Origin of the sequence: Oceanicaulis sp. MMSF_3324, from assembly GCF_030733545.1 — a bacterium.
GTDB lineage: Bacteria > Pseudomonadota > Alphaproteobacteria > Caulobacterales > Maricaulaceae > Oceanicaulis.
This window is the reverse complement of the sequence record NZ_JASHIU010000012.1, coordinates 16,184-33,203: the sequence shown is the minus strand read 5'-3', so window position 1 is coordinate 33,203 and position 17,020 is coordinate 16,184. Positions and strand designations below refer to the sequence as shown.

General features: G+C 61.9%; 15 protein-coding genes and 1 tRNA gene. 6 read left to right on the top strand and 10 right to left on the bottom strand.

Annotated elements, in window-relative coordinates; all coding sequences use genetic code 11:
* Positions 1-780, top strand: a complete 780-nt coding sequence (pgeF, locus tag RBA95_RS11885) for a peptidoglycan editing factor PgeF (RefSeq protein ID WP_306017080.1) — start codon at positions 1-3, stop codon at positions 778-780.
* Positions 781-809: 29 nt separating this feature from the next.
* Here the strand turns inward: pgeF and RBA95_RS11880 are convergent, their stop codons facing one another.
* The 4 genes from RBA95_RS11880 to RBA95_RS11865 all read right to left on the bottom strand — a co-directional run bounded on the left by RBA95_RS11880 (position 810) and on the right by RBA95_RS11865 (position 3,704).
* A complete protein-coding gene (locus RBA95_RS11880; RefSeq protein WP_306017079.1) occupies positions 810-1,604 on the bottom strand; it encodes an SDR family oxidoreductase in 795 nt (264 codons plus the stop codon).
* A 77-nt stretch (positions 1,605-1,681) separates the two neighbouring features.
* Positions 1,682-2,098 (bottom strand): response regulator, encoded by a 417-nt coding sequence (locus RBA95_RS11875; RefSeq protein WP_306017078.1) that lies wholly within the window; start codon positions 2,096-2,098, stop codon positions 1,682-1,684.
* A 425-nt stretch (positions 2,099-2,523) separates the two neighbouring features.
* Positions 2,524-2,600: transfer RNA gene (locus RBA95_RS11870), tRNA-Arg, on the bottom strand.
* Positions 2,601-2,651: 51 nt separating this feature from the next.
* Positions 2,652-3,704 carry a phytase gene (locus RBA95_RS11865; RefSeq protein WP_306017077.1) on the bottom strand — a complete coding sequence of 351 codons (1,053 nt, stop codon included), beginning with the start codon at positions 3,702-3,704 and terminating at the stop codon, positions 2,652-2,654.
* 243 nt (positions 3,705-3,947) lie between these two features.
* Here RBA95_RS11865 and RBA95_RS11860 point away from each other — a divergent pair, with 243 nt between their 5' ends.
* From RBA95_RS11860 to RBA95_RS11840, 5 genes are all read left to right on the top strand, one after another.
* On the top strand, positions 3,948-6,875 hold the full coding sequence (locus tag RBA95_RS11860) for a TonB-dependent receptor (protein WP_306017076.1): 2,928 nt from the start codon (positions 3,948-3,950) through the stop codon (positions 6,873-6,875).
* 149 nt (positions 6,876-7,024) lie between these two features.
* Positions 7,025-7,636 carry a 2-hydroxychromene-2-carboxylate isomerase gene (locus RBA95_RS11855; RefSeq protein ID WP_371933612.1) on the top strand — a complete coding sequence of 204 codons (612 nt, stop codon included), beginning with the start codon at positions 7,025-7,027 and terminating at the stop codon, positions 7,634-7,636.
* Between the two features lie 69 nt (positions 7,637-7,705).
* Positions 7,706-8,107, top strand: a complete 402-nt coding sequence (locus RBA95_RS11850) for a hypothetical protein (RefSeq protein ID WP_306017074.1) — start codon at positions 7,706-7,708, stop codon at positions 8,105-8,107.
* 79 nt (positions 8,108-8,186) lie between these two features.
* The gene (locus tag RBA95_RS11845) at positions 8,187-10,289 is read left to right on the top strand and encodes a TonB-dependent receptor (RefSeq protein WP_306017073.1); all 2,103 of its coding nucleotides are present in this window, start codon (positions 8,187-8,189) and stop codon (positions 10,287-10,289) included.
* 54 nt (positions 10,290-10,343) lie between these two features.
* Positions 10,344-11,135, top strand: coding sequence for a thermonuclease family protein (locus RBA95_RS11840; protein WP_306017072.1), 792 nt, complete (start codon positions 10,344-10,346; stop codon positions 11,133-11,135).
* Between the two features lie 2 nt (positions 11,136-11,137).
* Here RBA95_RS11840 and RBA95_RS11835 read toward each other — a convergent pair whose 3' ends face one another.
* From RBA95_RS11835 to RBA95_RS11810, 6 genes are all read right to left on the bottom strand, one after another.
* Complete coding sequence (locus RBA95_RS11835) at positions 11,138-12,043, bottom strand: RNA polymerase factor sigma-32 (protein ID WP_306017071.1); 906 nt, start codon at positions 12,041-12,043, stop codon at positions 11,138-11,140.
* A 180-nt stretch (positions 12,044-12,223) separates the two neighbouring features.
* The gene (locus tag RBA95_RS11830; protein ID WP_306017070.1) at positions 12,224-12,742 is read right to left on the bottom strand and encodes a CarD family transcriptional regulator; all 519 of its coding nucleotides are present in this window, start codon (positions 12,740-12,742) and stop codon (positions 12,224-12,226) included.
* Between the two features lie 282 nt (positions 12,743-13,024).
* Complete coding sequence (gene fdxA, locus RBA95_RS11825) at positions 13,025-13,360, bottom strand: ferredoxin FdxA (protein WP_306017069.1); 336 nt, start codon at positions 13,358-13,360, stop codon at positions 13,025-13,027.
* Between the two features lie 72 nt (positions 13,361-13,432).
* Positions 13,433-13,867 carry a TerB family tellurite resistance protein gene (locus RBA95_RS11820; RefSeq protein ID WP_306017068.1) on the bottom strand — a complete coding sequence of 145 codons (435 nt, stop codon included), beginning with the start codon at positions 13,865-13,867 and terminating at the stop codon, positions 13,433-13,435.
* A 23-nt stretch (positions 13,868-13,890) separates the two neighbouring features.
* Entirely contained in the window at positions 13,891-14,175 is a 285-nt protein-coding gene (locus RBA95_RS11815; RefSeq protein ID WP_306017067.1) for an RNA-binding S4 domain-containing protein, read from the bottom strand.
* Complete coding sequence (locus RBA95_RS11810) at positions 14,172-16,985, bottom strand: helicase-related protein (protein ID WP_306017066.1); 2,814 nt, start codon at positions 16,983-16,985, stop codon at positions 14,172-14,174. The genes RBA95_RS11815 and RBA95_RS11810 overlap by 4 nt, the downstream gene beginning before the upstream one ends.
* Positions 16,986-17,020: the final 35 nt, after the last annotated feature.

The window sequence follows — 17,020 nt, the reverse complement described above, 5'->3', positions numbered from 1 at the left end:
ATGCTGGACATTTTACGGGCGGACGGGTTCGGCGATGCCCATGTGACCCATGGCTTCACCACCCGGACAGGCGGCGCGAGCAAAGGGCCCTACGCCAGCTTGAACCTGTCCTGGTCGCGCGGCGATGACAAAGCCGCCGTCACAGAGAATCGGCGCCGAGTGGGCGCGGCCTTCAAGGCGCGCCCGGTTTTCGCTAGGCAGGTGCATGGCGACACGGTGATCCGGGTCGAGGCGGCCCCTGAAGACGGGCTTGCAGGCGAGGGTGATGCGCTCATCACCAATCAACCCGGGCTCGCTCTGTGCGCTCAGACGGCCGATTGCACGCCTGTGTTGCTCTATGACCCGCAGGTGAGGGCCATCGCCGCCATCCATGCCGGTTGGCGCGGCGTGATCGCAGAGGTGATTCCCAGAGCTGTCGAGGCGTTGTCAGAGGCCTATGGCGCTCGCCCGGACAGGATCCACGCGGTGATCGGCCCGGCGGTGAGCCCGCAGAATTATCGGGTGGGCCCTGAAGTCCTCGAGCAATTTCAAGCGCTGTTCGGGCCGTTGGATGACGCCATGGCCCTGCGGCGTGACGATGCGGGCGGCGCCGGCCTTGATGTGTCAGAGGGCGCTCGCCGCCAGCTTGTGAAGGCGGGCCTGTCACAGTCTCGCATTCACTGGATCAAGGCCTGCACCTTTGCGCAGGAAGACCGGTTCTTTTCCTGCCGCCGGGCGGCCCGGGACGGTCATGCCGGCCAGTTCGGAGGGCAGTGCGGTGTTATTGCCCTGACGGGCTGATCGGGCGGCCCAAGGCCGCCCGGACAAGCCTAGAGCGGGCGACCGTTATTGGCTTCCATCAACATGCGGCGCAGCTTGCGCATGCCGCCCACCCAGCGATCACGTTCAGAGCCCTTCATGGCGGCGTAGCCGGCCGTCTGCTCATGGGTGGTGACCATGAAACGGTTGTCTTCCATCGCCTTGAGCAGGATCTGGGCTACGTCATCGGCTTCCAGATAGCCGCTCAAACCCTGGGCGCCGCCCTCTATGCCTTTCACGAGCGGGGTGTTGACGCCTTCAGGGCACAGGCATTGAACCTTGAGCCCGTCATCGCCATGGGTGATGGCAAGGCTTTCAGCAAACGACACAGCAGCCGCCTTGGTCGCGGAGTAGGGCGCATCGCCGATCTGGTTGAGCAGTCCGGCGGCGGAAGCGGTAATGATGAAATGGCCCTGGCGGCTGGCCATGGACTTGGCCAGAAGACGCGCCGCAAACACGCTGGCCATGACATTGACCTGCCAGCAGGCGTCCCAGGACGGGGTCGGGGCGTCGCCCGCGCCCCAGAGCGGGCCGTCCGACACGCCGATCCCCGCATTTGACATGAAGATGTCCACGGGGCCGAGTTGGCGTTCTGTCTGGTTGATCAGACGCGCCAGCGACGCTTCGTTGGTGACGTCGACGCCCTGGCCAAATCCGCCAAAGGCTTCACCGGCCTTGGCGGCGGCTTCAGCGTTCAGGTCGGCGATGACGACTTTGGCGCCCTTGGCGTGAAATGCACGGGCGCAGGCTTTGCCGATGCCGCTGGCGCCGCCGGTGACAATGGCGATTTTACCGTTGAGATCCACTGTTTTGTCCTCCCGGATGATTTTCCAGGAAGCTTAAACGGTTAAGGACGCGGGGCAAGCGTCGCAATCGCTCAGGATCAGGCGACGTTCACCGCCGCCTGGAGAATGGCCATGACGATGGTCAGGGCCGCCCGGTATTGTTCGAGGGTTTCGGGCTTGCGCACCGAGGACACTACATTGTCATAGCGTGAGCAGACTTGCTGCAAGCGTTCTGAGTCGCCGGAAAACACGATGACCGGGATATGCGAGAGCGTTTCGTCCTGAGCCATTTGCTCAAGGACCCAGACTCCGTCCTCTCCTGACAGTTTCAGGTCGAGAACAACGCAATCGTAGTGAGGGTTGGCGCGAACAAGTTCAAGCGCCTGTTCGCCTTTTATGGCACGGTCAATCGAGGCGGCTCCGGCCTCTTCGCGGAGCATTTTGTCAAAGAGAAAGGCTTCCTGATCGTCATCTTCAACCAGCAGCAGAGCCGGTTTTTGATCGCCTATCGCCATTCTACCCCCCGAATTCTAAATGTTTGTCCATGGTTAGGCTAGAGTGACGCTCAAGGCGTGAAAAGCCTTTATTTAATGGTTTGATGAATTTTGCCTCTATCTGAGACTCTTTCTCAGTTTGTAGCGCTGAATCCAGCCGACCCTGACCGGATAAAAGAACTGTCTGATAAACGTTATACGCGCCATGGCGGCCTGTTTACAGGGTGCATGCCAAGCATTGCCATGATTTCATTTTGTGGTGCGGTCGGGGATAACCGGTAACACACAACTGTATTGAGGGCGTCTTCCAGAGGCTGACCATCAAGGGGTCGTCATTGAGCAGATGGCGACTGTCCTCATAAGACAGGCTATAAGCTCCGCCAACGAGGTGGCGCAACGCAAGGTGCACCCCTGTGCGGATTTTGAAGCATGACCTGTTGTCTGAATGGTGTCCCCGACTGGATTCGAACCAGTGGCCCTCAGATTAGGAATCTGATGCTCTATCCTGCTGAGCTACGGGGACACGCGGGCGCAAAATACGCCGGGATGAGACGATCGTCACCCCGGCGCATGCTTATTGCGGCGCCTGGGTCAGGGCGGCGCGAATCGCGGCGAGGTCCGCCAGCTTGAAGTTCTGCCCGCCGCTGTCTTCCTCATCATCCTGCGCCAGGAACACGCCTTCAGGATGGCCGGGCAGGGGTCGGGCGTGTACGTCGATGCCATCGGTTTCGCTGGTGCGGTCGATATCACCGCCATTGATCTCGAACCGGCCGACAAGGGAATGGTCTGCGGTGTCGAACACGGCATAGGCGTTATCGCCCTGGCTGGAGACCACGAGCCAGGGGGCGGCGTCAGCCTGCGGCCAGAGCGCGACGCCTTCGGCATCCTCCACGAGGCTGTCGGAATTGACGTCGGCGAGCTTGATGCGCGCATCACCCGATTGCGGGTCCGCGTCATAAACCCAGACCGCCGTCATTTCTTCGGCCACATAGAGCGTGCCCGTCGCGTCATCCACCGCACAGCCTTCGGCGATGGAGCCGATCTCGAAGGTACGCACAGTTTCGCTGCGCATGGCGCCGTCTTCAAACCACAGGAGCTCCTGGGTGAGACGGCCCGTATCGTCCTCGGTGACAAAGGCGAAGAGCGCATTGTCGGACGGACGCTGATACAGGCACAGCCCGTAAGGGTCGACGAAATCGAGCGGCAGGACCTCGCCCGGCGCCGGGCTGACCTCACCGGTCGCCGGGTCGATGAAGAAGACGGCCATGGCGATATGGGTGCGGTCGGAGGCGACGGCGATGTCGACGGTCCGATCCCCGGCCTGGAACCCGTAGCGCACATCCACATTGTTCATCCGCCCGGCGGGCAGATACTGCGCCGTGCCGCCATCAAGGGTGTAGACGTACAGCCCGCTTTTCTTGTCTGTGCCCAGAATGCGCGACTGCGCCGGGTCGGCCGCGCGCCAGAAGGCCGGATCATCGGCCGCATCGCCAGCGCCCGCCACGGCGGCGGTTTCAACGCTCGCCGGCACGGACACGCGCGGCAGAGGCGGCAGGGTTTCCTCCGCGCAAGCGGACAGTCCCATCGCCAGTGAAAGAGCAGACAGTGTTGTAAGTGTTGCGCGCATGACGCACCCCCCATTTCAAAGCCGGAAAGCCAATCTTGCGCTCTGCATAAAGGCATATGGACTGCGGGAACAAGTGGAGCGCCGCGCTTGTCATCTTGAATGCGTTTAACTGAAACAAAGCAGTGTCATGACCGACACGAAACTGTTGTTTCTGCTCTTCATAAGCCCCTGTGAGATCAGCGCTGTCCAGGCGCTTTTATTGTTTGATCGAACAGCTCATTGGGGGATTTCGAGATGAAGCGTATGACCACTTTGCTTGGCGCTGTGTCTGTGGCGGCTCTGACTGCGGGCGCTGCTCAAGCGGGCGAGATCACGGGGCGGGTGACCGAAGCCACTGGTTCTGTCGGCCTTCAGGGCGCGATCGTGCGCATTTCAGAAACGGGCCAGACGGTGACCACCTCTCGGGATGGCTCTTACCGTCTCGTCAACGTGCCCACGGGTGATTTCACCATTGTGGTCGATTATCTCGGCGCTGACGCCCAGTCCCGCGAGGTCAGCCTGATCAGCGCGGATGAGTCCGTTGAGACCAACTTCGTGCTCGGCGCGGACGTGGCGGTTGAAGACAACATCTTGATCATTGGTCAGCGCGGTCAGCTGACCAGCGCGTTGAACCGTCAGCGCGCGGCGGATGGCCTGATCTCGGTCCTGTCCGCTGACGCTGTTGATCGCCTGCCCGATGAAAACGTGGCCGAGGCTGCACGACGCATCGCCGGCATCAACGTGCTCAACGATCAGGGCGAGGGCCGCTTTGTTTCGATCCGCGGAATCGACCCGAACCTGAACACCACCACGGTCAATGGCGTGCGCCTGCCGTCCCCGGAATCAGACAACCGTCAGGTGCCGCTCGACGTTATCGATTCCGATGTCCTGTCCTCGATCGTCATCGCCAAGTCGCTGACCCCGGACATGCCCGGCGACACCATTGGCGGCAATATCGAGATCGAAACTCTTTCGGGCCTCGATCAGGACGAACGCCTGCTGCAATTCCGTCTGCGCGGCATCTATGCCGATGTGGTGGAAGAGTATGGCTATCGCGGCTCGCTGACCTTTGCGGACAAGTTCCTGGATGACCGTCTGGGCGTGGCGTTTTCGATCTCTGATCAGGAGCGCTCCTTCGGCTCTGAAAACGCCGAAGCGGACGGGACCTGGAATGTCGATGAAAGCGTGCCGTTCCCCGAAGAGTTCGAGAACCGCAATTACGACGTCACCCGTGAGCGCACCTCGGTGGTGTTCAATCTCGATTTTGATCTGAACGAGAGCACCAATCTCTATCTGCGCACCACCTATTCGGATTTCTCTGACCAGGAATACCGCAACCGGATCGAGAACAAGTTCGAGGACCCGGATTATTCGGACGCTCTGTCGTCCGGCAATGGCGCGTTCTTTGACGCCTCCACCGGCGACGAGTTCGAGGTGGACCGGGACATCAAGGACCGCCTTGAAGAACAGACCATCTACGCCATTGCGGTGGGGGGCGAGACCTTTGCAGGTCCGTGGACCCTTGATTACCAGCTCGCTTACGCCTTCGCCGAGGAGTCCGAGCCGGGCCGGATCGATACCGGCTTCCGCGCCAAGTTCGACCAGGGCATTTTCGGCGTGAACGTCACCGACGCCCAGATCCCGCAAGTGATCTTCGGCGACAGCGTGGCGGAGCAAGCCTATTTCGACGGCGACTCCTATGAGTTTGACGACTTGGAACTGGTCGACGGGACTGCGCAGGACGATGAATGGTCCGCCCAGTTCAATGCGCGCCGCGAAATGACCTTCGGCGCCTTTACCGGCTTCGTGCAATCAGGTGTTCAGTACCGCACGCGGGAGAAGACCTATGAGGCCACCACGCTTGTCTATGACGGCTTTGATGGTCCCGATGTGCTGCTGAGCCAGTTCCAGACGTCTGTGGAGTATCCGCTGGCCGCCAATTTCGGTCCGGCTCTGGACGCGGGCGCGGTGCGGGATTTCTTCAACTCGAACCGCAGCAGCTTCGAGCTCAATGACATCGATACCGCTGTCGCGTCCAACGCCGACAATTACGGCGCGGACGAAGATGTCTTCTCGGCCTATCTGATGGGCTCGGTCGATATCAACCGCCTGCGTCTGGTCGGCGGTGTGCGGGTCGAAGACACCCAGTATGACGCCTATGGCTTTGAAATCCTCGAGCAGGAAATCGAAACCGCGGTGGCGGGCGATGTCACCGGTGCGTTCGAAAGCTTCATCACTCCGTCCCTGACGGGCGCCGAACTGCTGGCGAGCGATCTCGATGTTGAATATGACGCTGGCGATGACGAGACGGTGATTGAAGGCGATCGTGTCTATCGCCGCAGCGTCACGGCGGATAACGCCTACACCGATTGGCTGCCCAGCCTGAACCTGCGCTATGAGGCGTCGGACAATCTGATCGTCCGCGCGGCCTATTACGCCTCGATCGCCCGTCCGAACCTGGCTCAGGCGGCCCCGCGTCTCGCGTTTGAGGAAAATGACGAAGGCGAAGTGGAAGCCGAAGCGGGCAATCCGGACCTTGAGCGTCAGGAAGCGCAGAACTTCGATCTGGCCTTTGAGGTCTACCCGACCGAGGACGCCATCCTGTCCGCTGGCGTGTTCTACAAGTCGATCGACAACTTCATCGCGCAGGTGGTCTATGAAGACACCGTGATCAACGGCGTGGCGCTGGAGGAGGCGACGACCTTCATCAACCTCCAAGAGGCGGATCTGACAGGCGTCGAGCTGAACTACCAGCAGGCCCTGACCATGCTGCCGGGGCTGCTGCAGCACACCATCGTGGGCGCCAATTACACCTATGTGGACTCCGAAGCGACGCTGGCGGATGGCCGCGAGATCACTCTGCCGCTTCAATCCCAGAACGTGGCCAACCTGATCCTGGGCTATGACGATGGCCGTCTGGATCTGCGGGCGGCGGTGTCCTATCGCGACGAATACATCGATGAGCTGGGCGACAGTGCTGCGGAAGACCGCATCATTCTCGATCACACCCAGTTCGATTTCTCGGCCAAGTATGACCTGACCGAGAATTTCCGCCTCTACTTTGATTACAAGAACGCTTTTGACGAGCCGTTCCGCGCGGTCTTCCGCGATGCCGGCCGTGAGCTGACGTCCCAGTATGAAGAGTATAGCTGGCAGGCCCAGTTCGGCTTCCGCTACACCTTCGGCGGCTAGATCGGCCAACGCCTTTCTGTCGAACCCCCGGAGCCTGGCTTCGGGGGTTTGTCATGTCTGAAAGGCTTGTCTGGGAGCGGTCGGGAGCGGAGACTTCATACAGGAGTGCGCCTGCACGGGGGCAGGACGGCCAAGTGAGGTCCACGAGCATGATCGAGCCGGAATTCATTACCGATCTGGGCAGCCCGAACGCCTATCTGGTGCACAAGGTCCTGCCCAAGCTGGAAAGCCGCACGGGGGTCAGCTTTCGCTATAATCCGTGTCTGCTGGGCGGAGTATTCAAGGAGACGGGCAATCAGTCGCCCTACTATGCGTTCGCCGATATCACGAACAAGCTTGATTACGAGCACATCGAGATTCGCCGCTTCGTCTCCGAGCACGGACTGGACGCCTTCCAGTTCAATCCGCATTTTCCCATGAACACCCTGCCCCTGATGCGCATGGCGGCGGCGGTGGAGCTGGACGTGCCTGACCGGCTGCGCGCCTTCATGGATGTGGGGTTTGTCGGCATGTGGGAGCTGGGTCTGGACTTTACTCAGGCTGAGGTGATCCGGGCGCATTTTTCTGAGGCCGGGTTTGATGCCGACACGCTTCTGGCTCGAGCCGGGGAGACGGAGGTGAAGGCGCATCTCGTCGCCAACACTCAGGACGCGGTCGCCCGCGGCGTGTTTGGCATGCCCACCATTTTTGTGGGTGACGAGATGTTTTTCGGCAAGGAACGCCTGGCCCAGATCGAGGCGGAGATCATTCGACAGAGCTGAGTGTGACGCGTGTGATGTGAGGCATTCCGTCCACTTCCCAAACGCGCGGGCCTGCCCTATAGCGTTATTATGTTACGCTGCTTTCATCCGGTCCTGATCCGCGTCGCCGCCGCGCTCGTGGTCCTGCAGGCGCTATGGTCGCCCCTCGCGACGACGGCGTACGCCGCCGGGTTTGACGCGGCGCAATACATGTGCGGCCAGGTGGCGCTGGATGCCGCCGCCCGGGCGCAGATCGCCGAATTGGTGGCCTTGACGGGTCTGGAAGAGCCCCAGCCGCTTTCGCAATATGACGCGTCTGAGTGTGTGGCCTGCGCCCTGGGGCAGGCTGCGGTCCTGCAAGATATCGCGAAACCGATCATCGGGGTCGTGCGTAAGACGGCCAACGCGCACGCCTTGCGCATCGATCAGGCCAGTCCGCGCCAACCCGCTGGCCCGCCGGTCGGTTTGCGCGCCCCGCCGTTCCAGAACTGATCCCCTCACCGCCGCGCTTCCTGCGCGTTTGGGCGCTTGCAATGGCAAGCGCGTGATCTGTTCTGAGATATGAAACTCCATGACCAAATTGTTTTTCGCCAGCGTTTCCGCACTGGCGCTGTCTTCCGCTGCCGTCGCCCGTGAAGCTGCGCCGGATCAGGACCCGCGCTGGGTCGATGTCATCACCGTAACCGGCCAGTCCGCACTCACATCCGATCAGGATGCGGTCATCCTCGATCTGGCGCCTGCAACCGCGCCAGATGCCGCCGGCCTGGCGGCTCGCCTTCCGGGCGCTGCGCTGGTCAATAACGGCGCGCTCTCTGGCCAGGTCCAGTATCGCGGTCTTTACGGCGCGCGCATCGCAGTGCGTTTGGATGGGCAGGCGTTTCATTCAGGCGGGCCGAACCTCATGGATCCGCCGCTACATTATGCGCCAGCGCCCTTGCTGGACCGTCTGGAAGTGACGCGCGGCCCGGCGCCGGTCAGTCAGGGCCCGTCCCTGAGCGCTGGCGTGAACGCCGTCTTCAAGCATATCGATTATGCTCAGACCGCTCGTCCGGAGCTCCAGGGCGACCTCACCACGGTCGTGCGCAGCGTGGATGAAAGTCATGCGATTGGCGGGGTGGCCGGTCTCGCGATAGATCGTCAACGGTTCGAGCTACTTGCGTCGACAGAACGCGGTGAGGATCGCGATACCCCTTACGGAACACTGGTCGGGACGGGCCATGAGCGGGATGTGTACGGCTTCGGCTATGGCGTGCGCCTGGCGCCCCGGACCGAGCTGACAGCGGATTTTCGCCGCCAGGAAGGCGGTCCGACCGGCAATCCGCCCTTTCCCATGGACATTCGCTTCATGGATACGTCCACAAGCCGTCTGGGCCTGAACACGCAATGGGGCGGCTGGGGCGTCTCTGTGTCGGCGGAACACGCCCGCGTTGATCACGCCATGAACAATTTCGATCTGCGTCCGGCGCCCATGCCCATGCGTCAGCGTGAGACCCTTGCGAGCTCTGAGACTGTCCGGTTCAGCCTGGATGCAGACCGGGCTTTCCAGGGCGGAGTGGCCCGTGTGGGGTTGGACCGCGCTGATATCCGCCATGACACCACAATCACCAATCCGATGAACCCTGATTTCCAGGTTACGCCGTTCCCGGACGTGGAGCTGGCGCGAACGGGTGTTTATGCCGAATGGGAAGGACCGGCGGCCGGCTATGAGCTTTATGCGGGTCTGCGTCTGGATGCGCATGACGCCCAAGCCGGTGAGCCCCGGCTGGGAACGGCGCTGCCCATGGGGCCGCGCATGCTGGCTCTGACATTCACCCGAGCCGAGCGCGATTGGGATGATGTGACGCTGGATGGTCTCGTACGGATCGCCCGTCCCGTCTCTGACAGCGTGACCATGCGCGGAGCGCTGGCGCGCAAATCCCGGGTCGGCGGACAGGTCGAGCGCTATGGCTGGTTGCCGATTACAGCGTCGGGCGGGCTGGCCGATGGCAACACCTATGTCGGCTCGCTTGATCTTGAACCTGAAGTCGCGACCAGTCTTGAAGTCGGCTTCGATTTCGCCAATGCCCGCGCCTATCTGCGGCCGACGGCCTATGTCAGCTGGGTCGAGGATTACATTCAGGGGGTTCCGGCCGAACCGATTACGCCCGGCGTCGCCGATACGCCGCTAGAGATGGTTTCGGCGATGAATGGCGACCCTACGCCCTTGCGATTTTCCAATGTGGACGCGCGGCTTTACGGGCTGGATGCAGATTTTGGACTGGTGCTGACCCAGGCTTGGCGTGTGGATGGCGTTCTGACCTATATGCGCGGGGAACGCGAGGATGTGGATAATGACCTGTATCGCATCTCACCGGCCTCTCTGCGGCTCAGCGCGACCTATCAGCAGGCGGTCTGGTCCGTGAGCCTTGAAACCCTGATGGTGGCCGAGCAGGACCGGGTGTCGCGTGAGAACAACGAGGCGGAAACGCCGGGGCACGTCCTTTTGAACGCTTACGGCCACTGGGATGTATCCGAGCGCGTGCGCCTTTCGGCGGGGGTCGAGAACCTGCTTGATCAGCCCTATCGCGACCATCTGGGCGGCTATAACCGTAATGCGGGGCTGGGCGTGCCGGTCGGCGAGCGCATCCCTGGGGCTGGCGCCGGAGCTTGGCTGCGTATGAACGCACGGTTCTAGGCTTGGCCTCTAAAAGTCTGGCGGGCAGTATATTCCCCTGTTGGGGGGTGTGTCATGAGATGGATCGCGTGTTTGACGCTGGTTCTGATCTGCCTGTCCGCCTGTCGGGCGCCTGAAGCCCGACCGGTCGAACCGGTCGAGGCTTTGGGCGCACGCACAGGGCATGGCTTCCTTTATGAGAATGCGGAAGGGAAGCGTGTCTACGCGCTTCTGGCCGGTATTCGGGGCGGGGAGAGCGATGCGTCTCGGCTGGCTTTGCAGTCCTTGCTGGACGAAGCGGGCGACGCCTTGCGTCTCGTTGAGACCGAAGCGGGACCCGACCGGTATGATCGGCCCATTGTGCTGGCGATGTTCAACCGGGGGTCTCAGACGGTCTATCTGGACGCTGAAATGGTAAAGGCGGGCTGGGCCATAGTCTGGCCTCGGCCTGCGGCCGCAATGCGTTCAGCCTTGCTCTACGAGCTGGAAGCCGAGGCGCGTTCGGCGGATCGGGGCGGTTGGGCTGAGGGGGGCTTTCTCATCCGTTCGCCGGACCCCGATCCCCTGGCGCAACATCTCGACAGCGCCCAGATCATCGAAGGCCGCGTGGTTGCGGTGGGCGAGGCGCGCAATGGACGCCTCTATCTCAATTTCGGCTCGAACTGGCGCACCGATTTTACGGTCAGCCTCAATCGGCAAGACCGTGAGCGCTTTGAGCAACAGGGGCTCTACGATCCTGCAACTCTGGATGGGGCTCACATACGGGTGCGCGGCTGGCTCTACGACGAAAACGGCCCGATGATCCACGTCGCAAGCCCGGCGCAGATCGAGATCATCGATGCGCCGGCGCCGGTATCGCTGCCCTGACCCTAATCGGTGGGCAGCAGGCCGGCTTCCTCGGGGTCGCCCACCACTTCGGTGAGATACTGCTTGAGCTTCTTGAGCGCCTGATGCTCGACCTGACGCACACGTTCCTTGGAAATGCCCAGGCGTTCACCCAGCTTTTCCAACGTGACGCTGTCTTCACCCAAGCGGCGTTCGCGGATGATCAGCTGCTCGCGTTCGCTCAGACGGCTCAGCGCTTCGCCCAGCCATTGGGCCCGTTGCGCCTGATCTCGATCTTCCATCACCAGGGTTTCCGGATCTGGATTCTCGTCGGCCAAGAGGTCTTGCCATTCCCCCTCGCCATCTTCTGAGAAGGGGGCGTTGAGCGAGCGGTCGACGGCGGCCAGACGGCTCGCCATCTTCTCCACATCATCCTCACCCACGCGCAGGGCCTGCGCGACATAGGCGCGGTGTTCAGGCGTCAGCTGGCCTGAACTGGTGTCCTTGATGAGGGCGCGCAGGCGGCGAAGATTGAAGAACAGGGATTTCTGGGCCGCCGTGGTGCCGGTCCGAACGATGGACCAGTTGCGCAGCACATAATCCTGGATCGAGGCGCGGATCCACCAGGTGGCGTAAGTCGAAAAGCGCACTTCCCGCTCCGGTTCAAAGCGCGCTGCCGCCTGCATCAGTCCGATATTGCCTTCAGAGACCAGATCGGGGAAAGGCAGGCCATAATGGCGAAACTTGGCGGCGATGGAGATCACGAGCCGCATATAGGCCGTCGTCAGCGTATGTAGCGCCTCTTCGTCGCCCTTTTCCTTCCACGCGGTGGCGAGGTCGAGTTCTTCCTCGCGTTCAAGAAGAGGGGCGTCCATCGCCTGCTTCATGAAGCGACGGTCAGGGTCTGCGGACCGCGCCGGGGCGGAGCGAGTCGGGGCTGAGTGTGACATCACATTCGCTTTCGTTTCGCATGGGCCTTTGATCTGTTCCCAAGTCTATACGAGGCGATGGCCAGTCTGGATCACGCAAGGATGTAATGGTTCACGAAACGCTGGGGTGGAATGCAAAACACCCCGCCAGAACCGTCTGACGGGGTGTCCACAATTCGTATGCTGACGACTGTCGGCCTGTTACGCGGCCTTTTTCGTCAGGGTCGTGGTCAGCATTTCCAGCGCTTTTTCGCGGTCGACTTTTTCGACGGCGGCGACTTCACGGACCATGCGGTCCAGCGCGGACTCATAAAGCTGACGCTCGGAATAGGACGGTTCGGGCTGATCTTCCTGGCGGTGCAGGTCGCGAACGACTTCCGCAATGGAGATCAGGTCGCCCGAATTGATCTTGGCTTCGTATTCCTGGGCGCGGCGGCTCCACATGGTGCGCTTGACCTTGGGCTTGCCCTTCAGGGTCTTGAGCGCATCCTTGAGGACATCGTCGCTGGCCAGCGGACGCATGCCGGCGGCCGTGGCTTTCGCGGTCGGAACGCGAAGGGTCATCTTGTCCTGTTCAAAGGAAACGACATAGACCTCGATATCATATCCGGCGACGCTTTCTTTTTCGACGCCCACAACGCGGCCCACGCCATGGGCTGGATAGACCACATAGTCGCTTTTCTTGAACGTCTTATTATCGTTGGCGGATTTCTTGGTCATACGAGGCCCTCTCGTCCAAAGCCTGCCGAACTGATCATGGTGACGGGGTCTAATGGACCGCGCAAAGCCCCGCTCTGATCTTGCTTGAAGACCAGCGGCCGGGCTTTTTGTGAAACAGTTACATCAAGGCGGTTGCTGTCCCGGAATACGCGCATCTGCGCTCACCGAAGACAAAGACCATAACAGAAAAACTACAAAAACTCAACTTGATGCGCAGCGGCGATCATTCCGCCCCCGGAAGGCGGTTAACGGATTGCTAAGATTTTGAAGGCGTTCAGAGATTCACGTAGCCGGTTTTTCGGAGAAGTATTTCTCCAGCTTGTTCGTGATGGTCTCGAACTCCTTGTAGTCCGCCGGCGGATCCTTGCGAACGGTGATGTTGGGCCACTCGGTCGCGTATTTGGAGTTCAACGCCAGCCACTTGCCGTCTGCGTCATCCTCGGTGTCGGGCTTGATGGCCTCGATCGGACATTCCGGCTCGCAGACGCCGCAGTCAATGCATTCATCGGGATGAATGACGAGCATGTTCTCGCCTTCATAGAAGCAGTCCACCGGACAGACTTCCACGCAATCGGTGAATTTGCAGCGAATACAGGCGTCAGTGACGATATAGGTCATCGCGCAGGCGGTCCCGGAATAAGGATGATAGACAGAAAGTTGGCGGGGACATGGCCCCCCGGGAGCCGTTTGTCAACGGCCCGAGGCGGCATGACGCGCCTGGGCGCGATCACGATCGGACAGGCCCAGCAGCGGCGCCAGGCGCCGGATCAGGGCGTCCTCATGGGCGTCGCGCTCGCCATCTGCCAGCACCACGCGCCACAAATCCTCAAGAATGGAAAGCCGCTGGTCACGCGGTAATTGCTTGACCACATGGGTGAAGCGGTGGTGATCCACAGCCTGCTCGGCAAGGTCTTCGGCTTCGTCGAGCAGTTCGGCAGCCCGGTCTTTCTCCAGCCCGAATCCGGCGCACAGAACCGTGATGATCTCTGCCTCTTCCACATCAGCATAAATGCCGTCAGAGAGCGCCGCTTCCACCAGCAGGACAGCGGTGGAGAGCTCAGGGCTCAGGGATCTCTCCTGAGGGCTCTCGGATCCGGCGAAGAGGCGTTTCAAGGTTTCAAACATGATCGATCCAGAAAAGATAAGCGCTACTCGGTTTCAAGGCTGTAGCATGACCGGGCTTCGGGTGCAGGTCCACGTCGTTCTGGCAGCGCCAATATGGTGAGCCGTACCGGGTCGGGATCGCGCCGGATCACCAGACAATCGCCCGCGCGGACAGGCGCTGCGGGCTTGGTCAGTCGTACGACCTTGCCATTGCGATCAATCCGGACGGCGCCCTTTTCCACCATCTGTCCGGCCAGACCCCGAGACTTGTAAAAGCGTGTGCGGAACAGCCACACATCGCAACGCATGGAGTCGCCGTGATCACTCATGAGTGATCTTTGTCAGCACTCGCCGTATCTGAAGCGGCCGGAGCCTCTATAGGCGCAGCCCCAGCGTCCGGGCTGGACGCTGACGGATCGGCTGTCGGGGCGTCAGCGGGCTTGTGTTCGTCTTGCGCCGTCTCCGCCGGGGTCTCGGCGGACTTGTCCTTGGGCTTCTTGCGCGGCTTGCGGCGCTTCTGGCTGGCGGGCTTGGGCTGTTCGAGCTCCAGGGCGGCAAGGGCAGCGAAGGGGGAATCGGGATCAACCGGCTTGTCCTTGGCAGGCTGAGGCCGGGATTTCTGAGCGTCCTTGCGCAGCCCCTTGCCCTTGCCTTTTGCGTGCGGCGGCTTCTGACCGGGCTGGGCCGGGCGCTGGGTCGACCGCGAGCGGCCCGCCCACAATTCGGGCTGATCCTCTGCGGCTTTCTGGACGCGGCGATAGCCGAGCGCCTTGAGCACTTCACGCAGATCGTCGTTCGAACATCCCAGCAGCGCCGTCATGGGCGCATTGGGTTCAAAGCGACGTTCCTTGTTTTCAGAGCGCTGCTCGCGAATGAGGTCCGCAAGGCGCTCGAGCATGTCCAGGCGCACGGCGCGCGGTCCGCACGGCTGAAAACCGGCGGCGGCGTAATCCGCCAGGGTGTAGCGCCGATCATTGGGAATGCTGGTCAGCCCGGGCGGCGGGTTCACGGCGCGTTCGATATCGCCTTCATGAATGGCCTTGAGCATGGACAGAAGGCGCGCTGCGCCCGGCTTGAGCAGGGCGGGCATGAACACGGCGTGTTCGCCGATCCGCACGCCTGCGCGGCGCAGCGATTGCCGCTCGGGAACAGACAGCGCCGCCAGCTCGTCAGCGAGCTTGATCCGCGACATGGCGCCAAAGCTTTCCACCAGCTGATAGGCGACGCCGCGGGCGAGCCCGTCGAGCTTGCCGTCTTCCTTGAGCGCCTTACGAAGGTTCAGAAGTGGCTCGAGACGGGTTTCAGCCTGGCTGGCTGCAAAATCCATCAGTCGTTTTTCCGCCTGGGCGATCAGTTCGCTCGAACCGAGCTCCCCGCCGATCAGGGCGACAGAGGGGGTGAACGGGTCGCCGCCAGCCTGAAGACGTCCGACCGGGTCATCCTTCCAGCTCAGCACGCCATCCTCGCCCAGCGTCAGCTCTGCATCCTCGGCCTGGGAGAGCTGGGAGAGCAATCGGTTCACTTCGGGGCGGACCGCCTTCATTGCGGCGTTCGCCACCGCCCGGCGCGCCAGCGGTTCGCCCGCGGCGTCGGCTTCAAAGCTCAGCCCGTTCAATCGTCCCACGAAATGGCCCTCCACAGTGACCTCGCCCAGGCGGTTCAGCCCGGCTTCCAAATCGGTTTTCTCACGCAGCCCCTTCATCAGCGCGCTCGTGCGGCGGTCGATGAAGCGGGCGGTCAAACGCTCATGAAGCGCATCGGAGAGCTGATCTTCAACCTCTCGGGTACGGCTCGTCCAATATTCAGGGTCTTTTGTCCAGTCCTTCCGGTGCGCCGCGTAAGACCAGGTGCGCACATAGGCCAGTCTCTGCGCCAGCGCATCCACGTCTCCGGCGGTCTTGGACAGGCGGCTTAACTGTGCATCCAGCCAGGCATCGGGCAGATAGCCTTTGGAACTGGTCAAATGCATGTAAAGCGTTGAAATCAAGCGCGCATGGTCGTCCGGGCTGGTCTTGCGAAAGTCCGGCGTCCGGCACACATCCCAAAGCCGCGCCGTTCCGCCGCGTGCGGCGGCGCGCTCTCGCACATCCGGGTCACGCGAGACCAGGTCGAGCACATCTTCATCTGATGCGCTGCGCACCCGTTCCAGCACGGGATCGGGGGAGGGAGCGTTCAGCGAATAGCGCAGATTGTCGAGCGAGCTCAGATCCAGATGGCTTTCGCGCCAGGTCAGTTTCTTGATCGGCTCGAACTCGTGATCTTCCACTCGCTCGATCACATCGGGGTCGAGGGGGCGGGCGTCTGCGGTTTCCCCGAATGTGCCATCGGACCGGAAACGTCCGGCGCGGCCGGCGATCTGGCCTACTTCCTGAGGGAAGAGTCGCCGACGCTTGCGCCCGTCAAACTTGGTGTAGCTGGCGAAGGCCACATGATCGACGTCCATGTTCAGGCCCATGCCGATGGCGTCGGTCGCAATGAGGAAGTCCACTTCACCAGACTGATAAAGCTCGACCTGGGCGTTCCGGGTCCGGGGGCTCAACGCGCCCATAACCACGGCGGCGCCGCCACGCTGACGACGCACCAGCTCGGCGATGGAATACACATCCTCCGAGCTAAAGGCGACGATGGCTGACCGGCGTGGCAGTTTCGTGAGCTTCTTCGTGCCCGCATAGCTGAGGGTGGAGAAGCGTTCGCGCTCCTCGATCTCGGCATCGGGGATCAGATGGCGCAGGATCGGCCGCATGGTCGCGGCGCCCAGAAAGAGAGTCTCTTGCGTGCCGCGGGCATGCAGCAAGCGGTCGGTGAAGATATGGCCCCGCTCGGGATCGGCTGCGAGCTGGATCTCGTCCACGGCCAGGAAGGCGGGCCGCATGTTCAGCGGCATCGCCTCCACCGTGCACAGGAAATAGCGCGCGGTGGGCGGGACGATCTTTTCCTCGCCTGTGATCAGGGCGACCGAAGCCGGGCCCTTGGCCTTGACCACCTTGTCGTAGAGCTCCCGCGCCAGAAGTCTCAGCGGCAGGCCGAACACACCCGTCCCGTGCGCCATCATGCGCTCGAGCGCGAGATGGGTCTTGCCCGTATTGGTGGGGCCGAGGATCGCGGCGATACGACTATCGCCTGCGCGGGCGCGCGTCATGACGCTCTCCAGCGAGATTGAGTCCGGACCTTAAA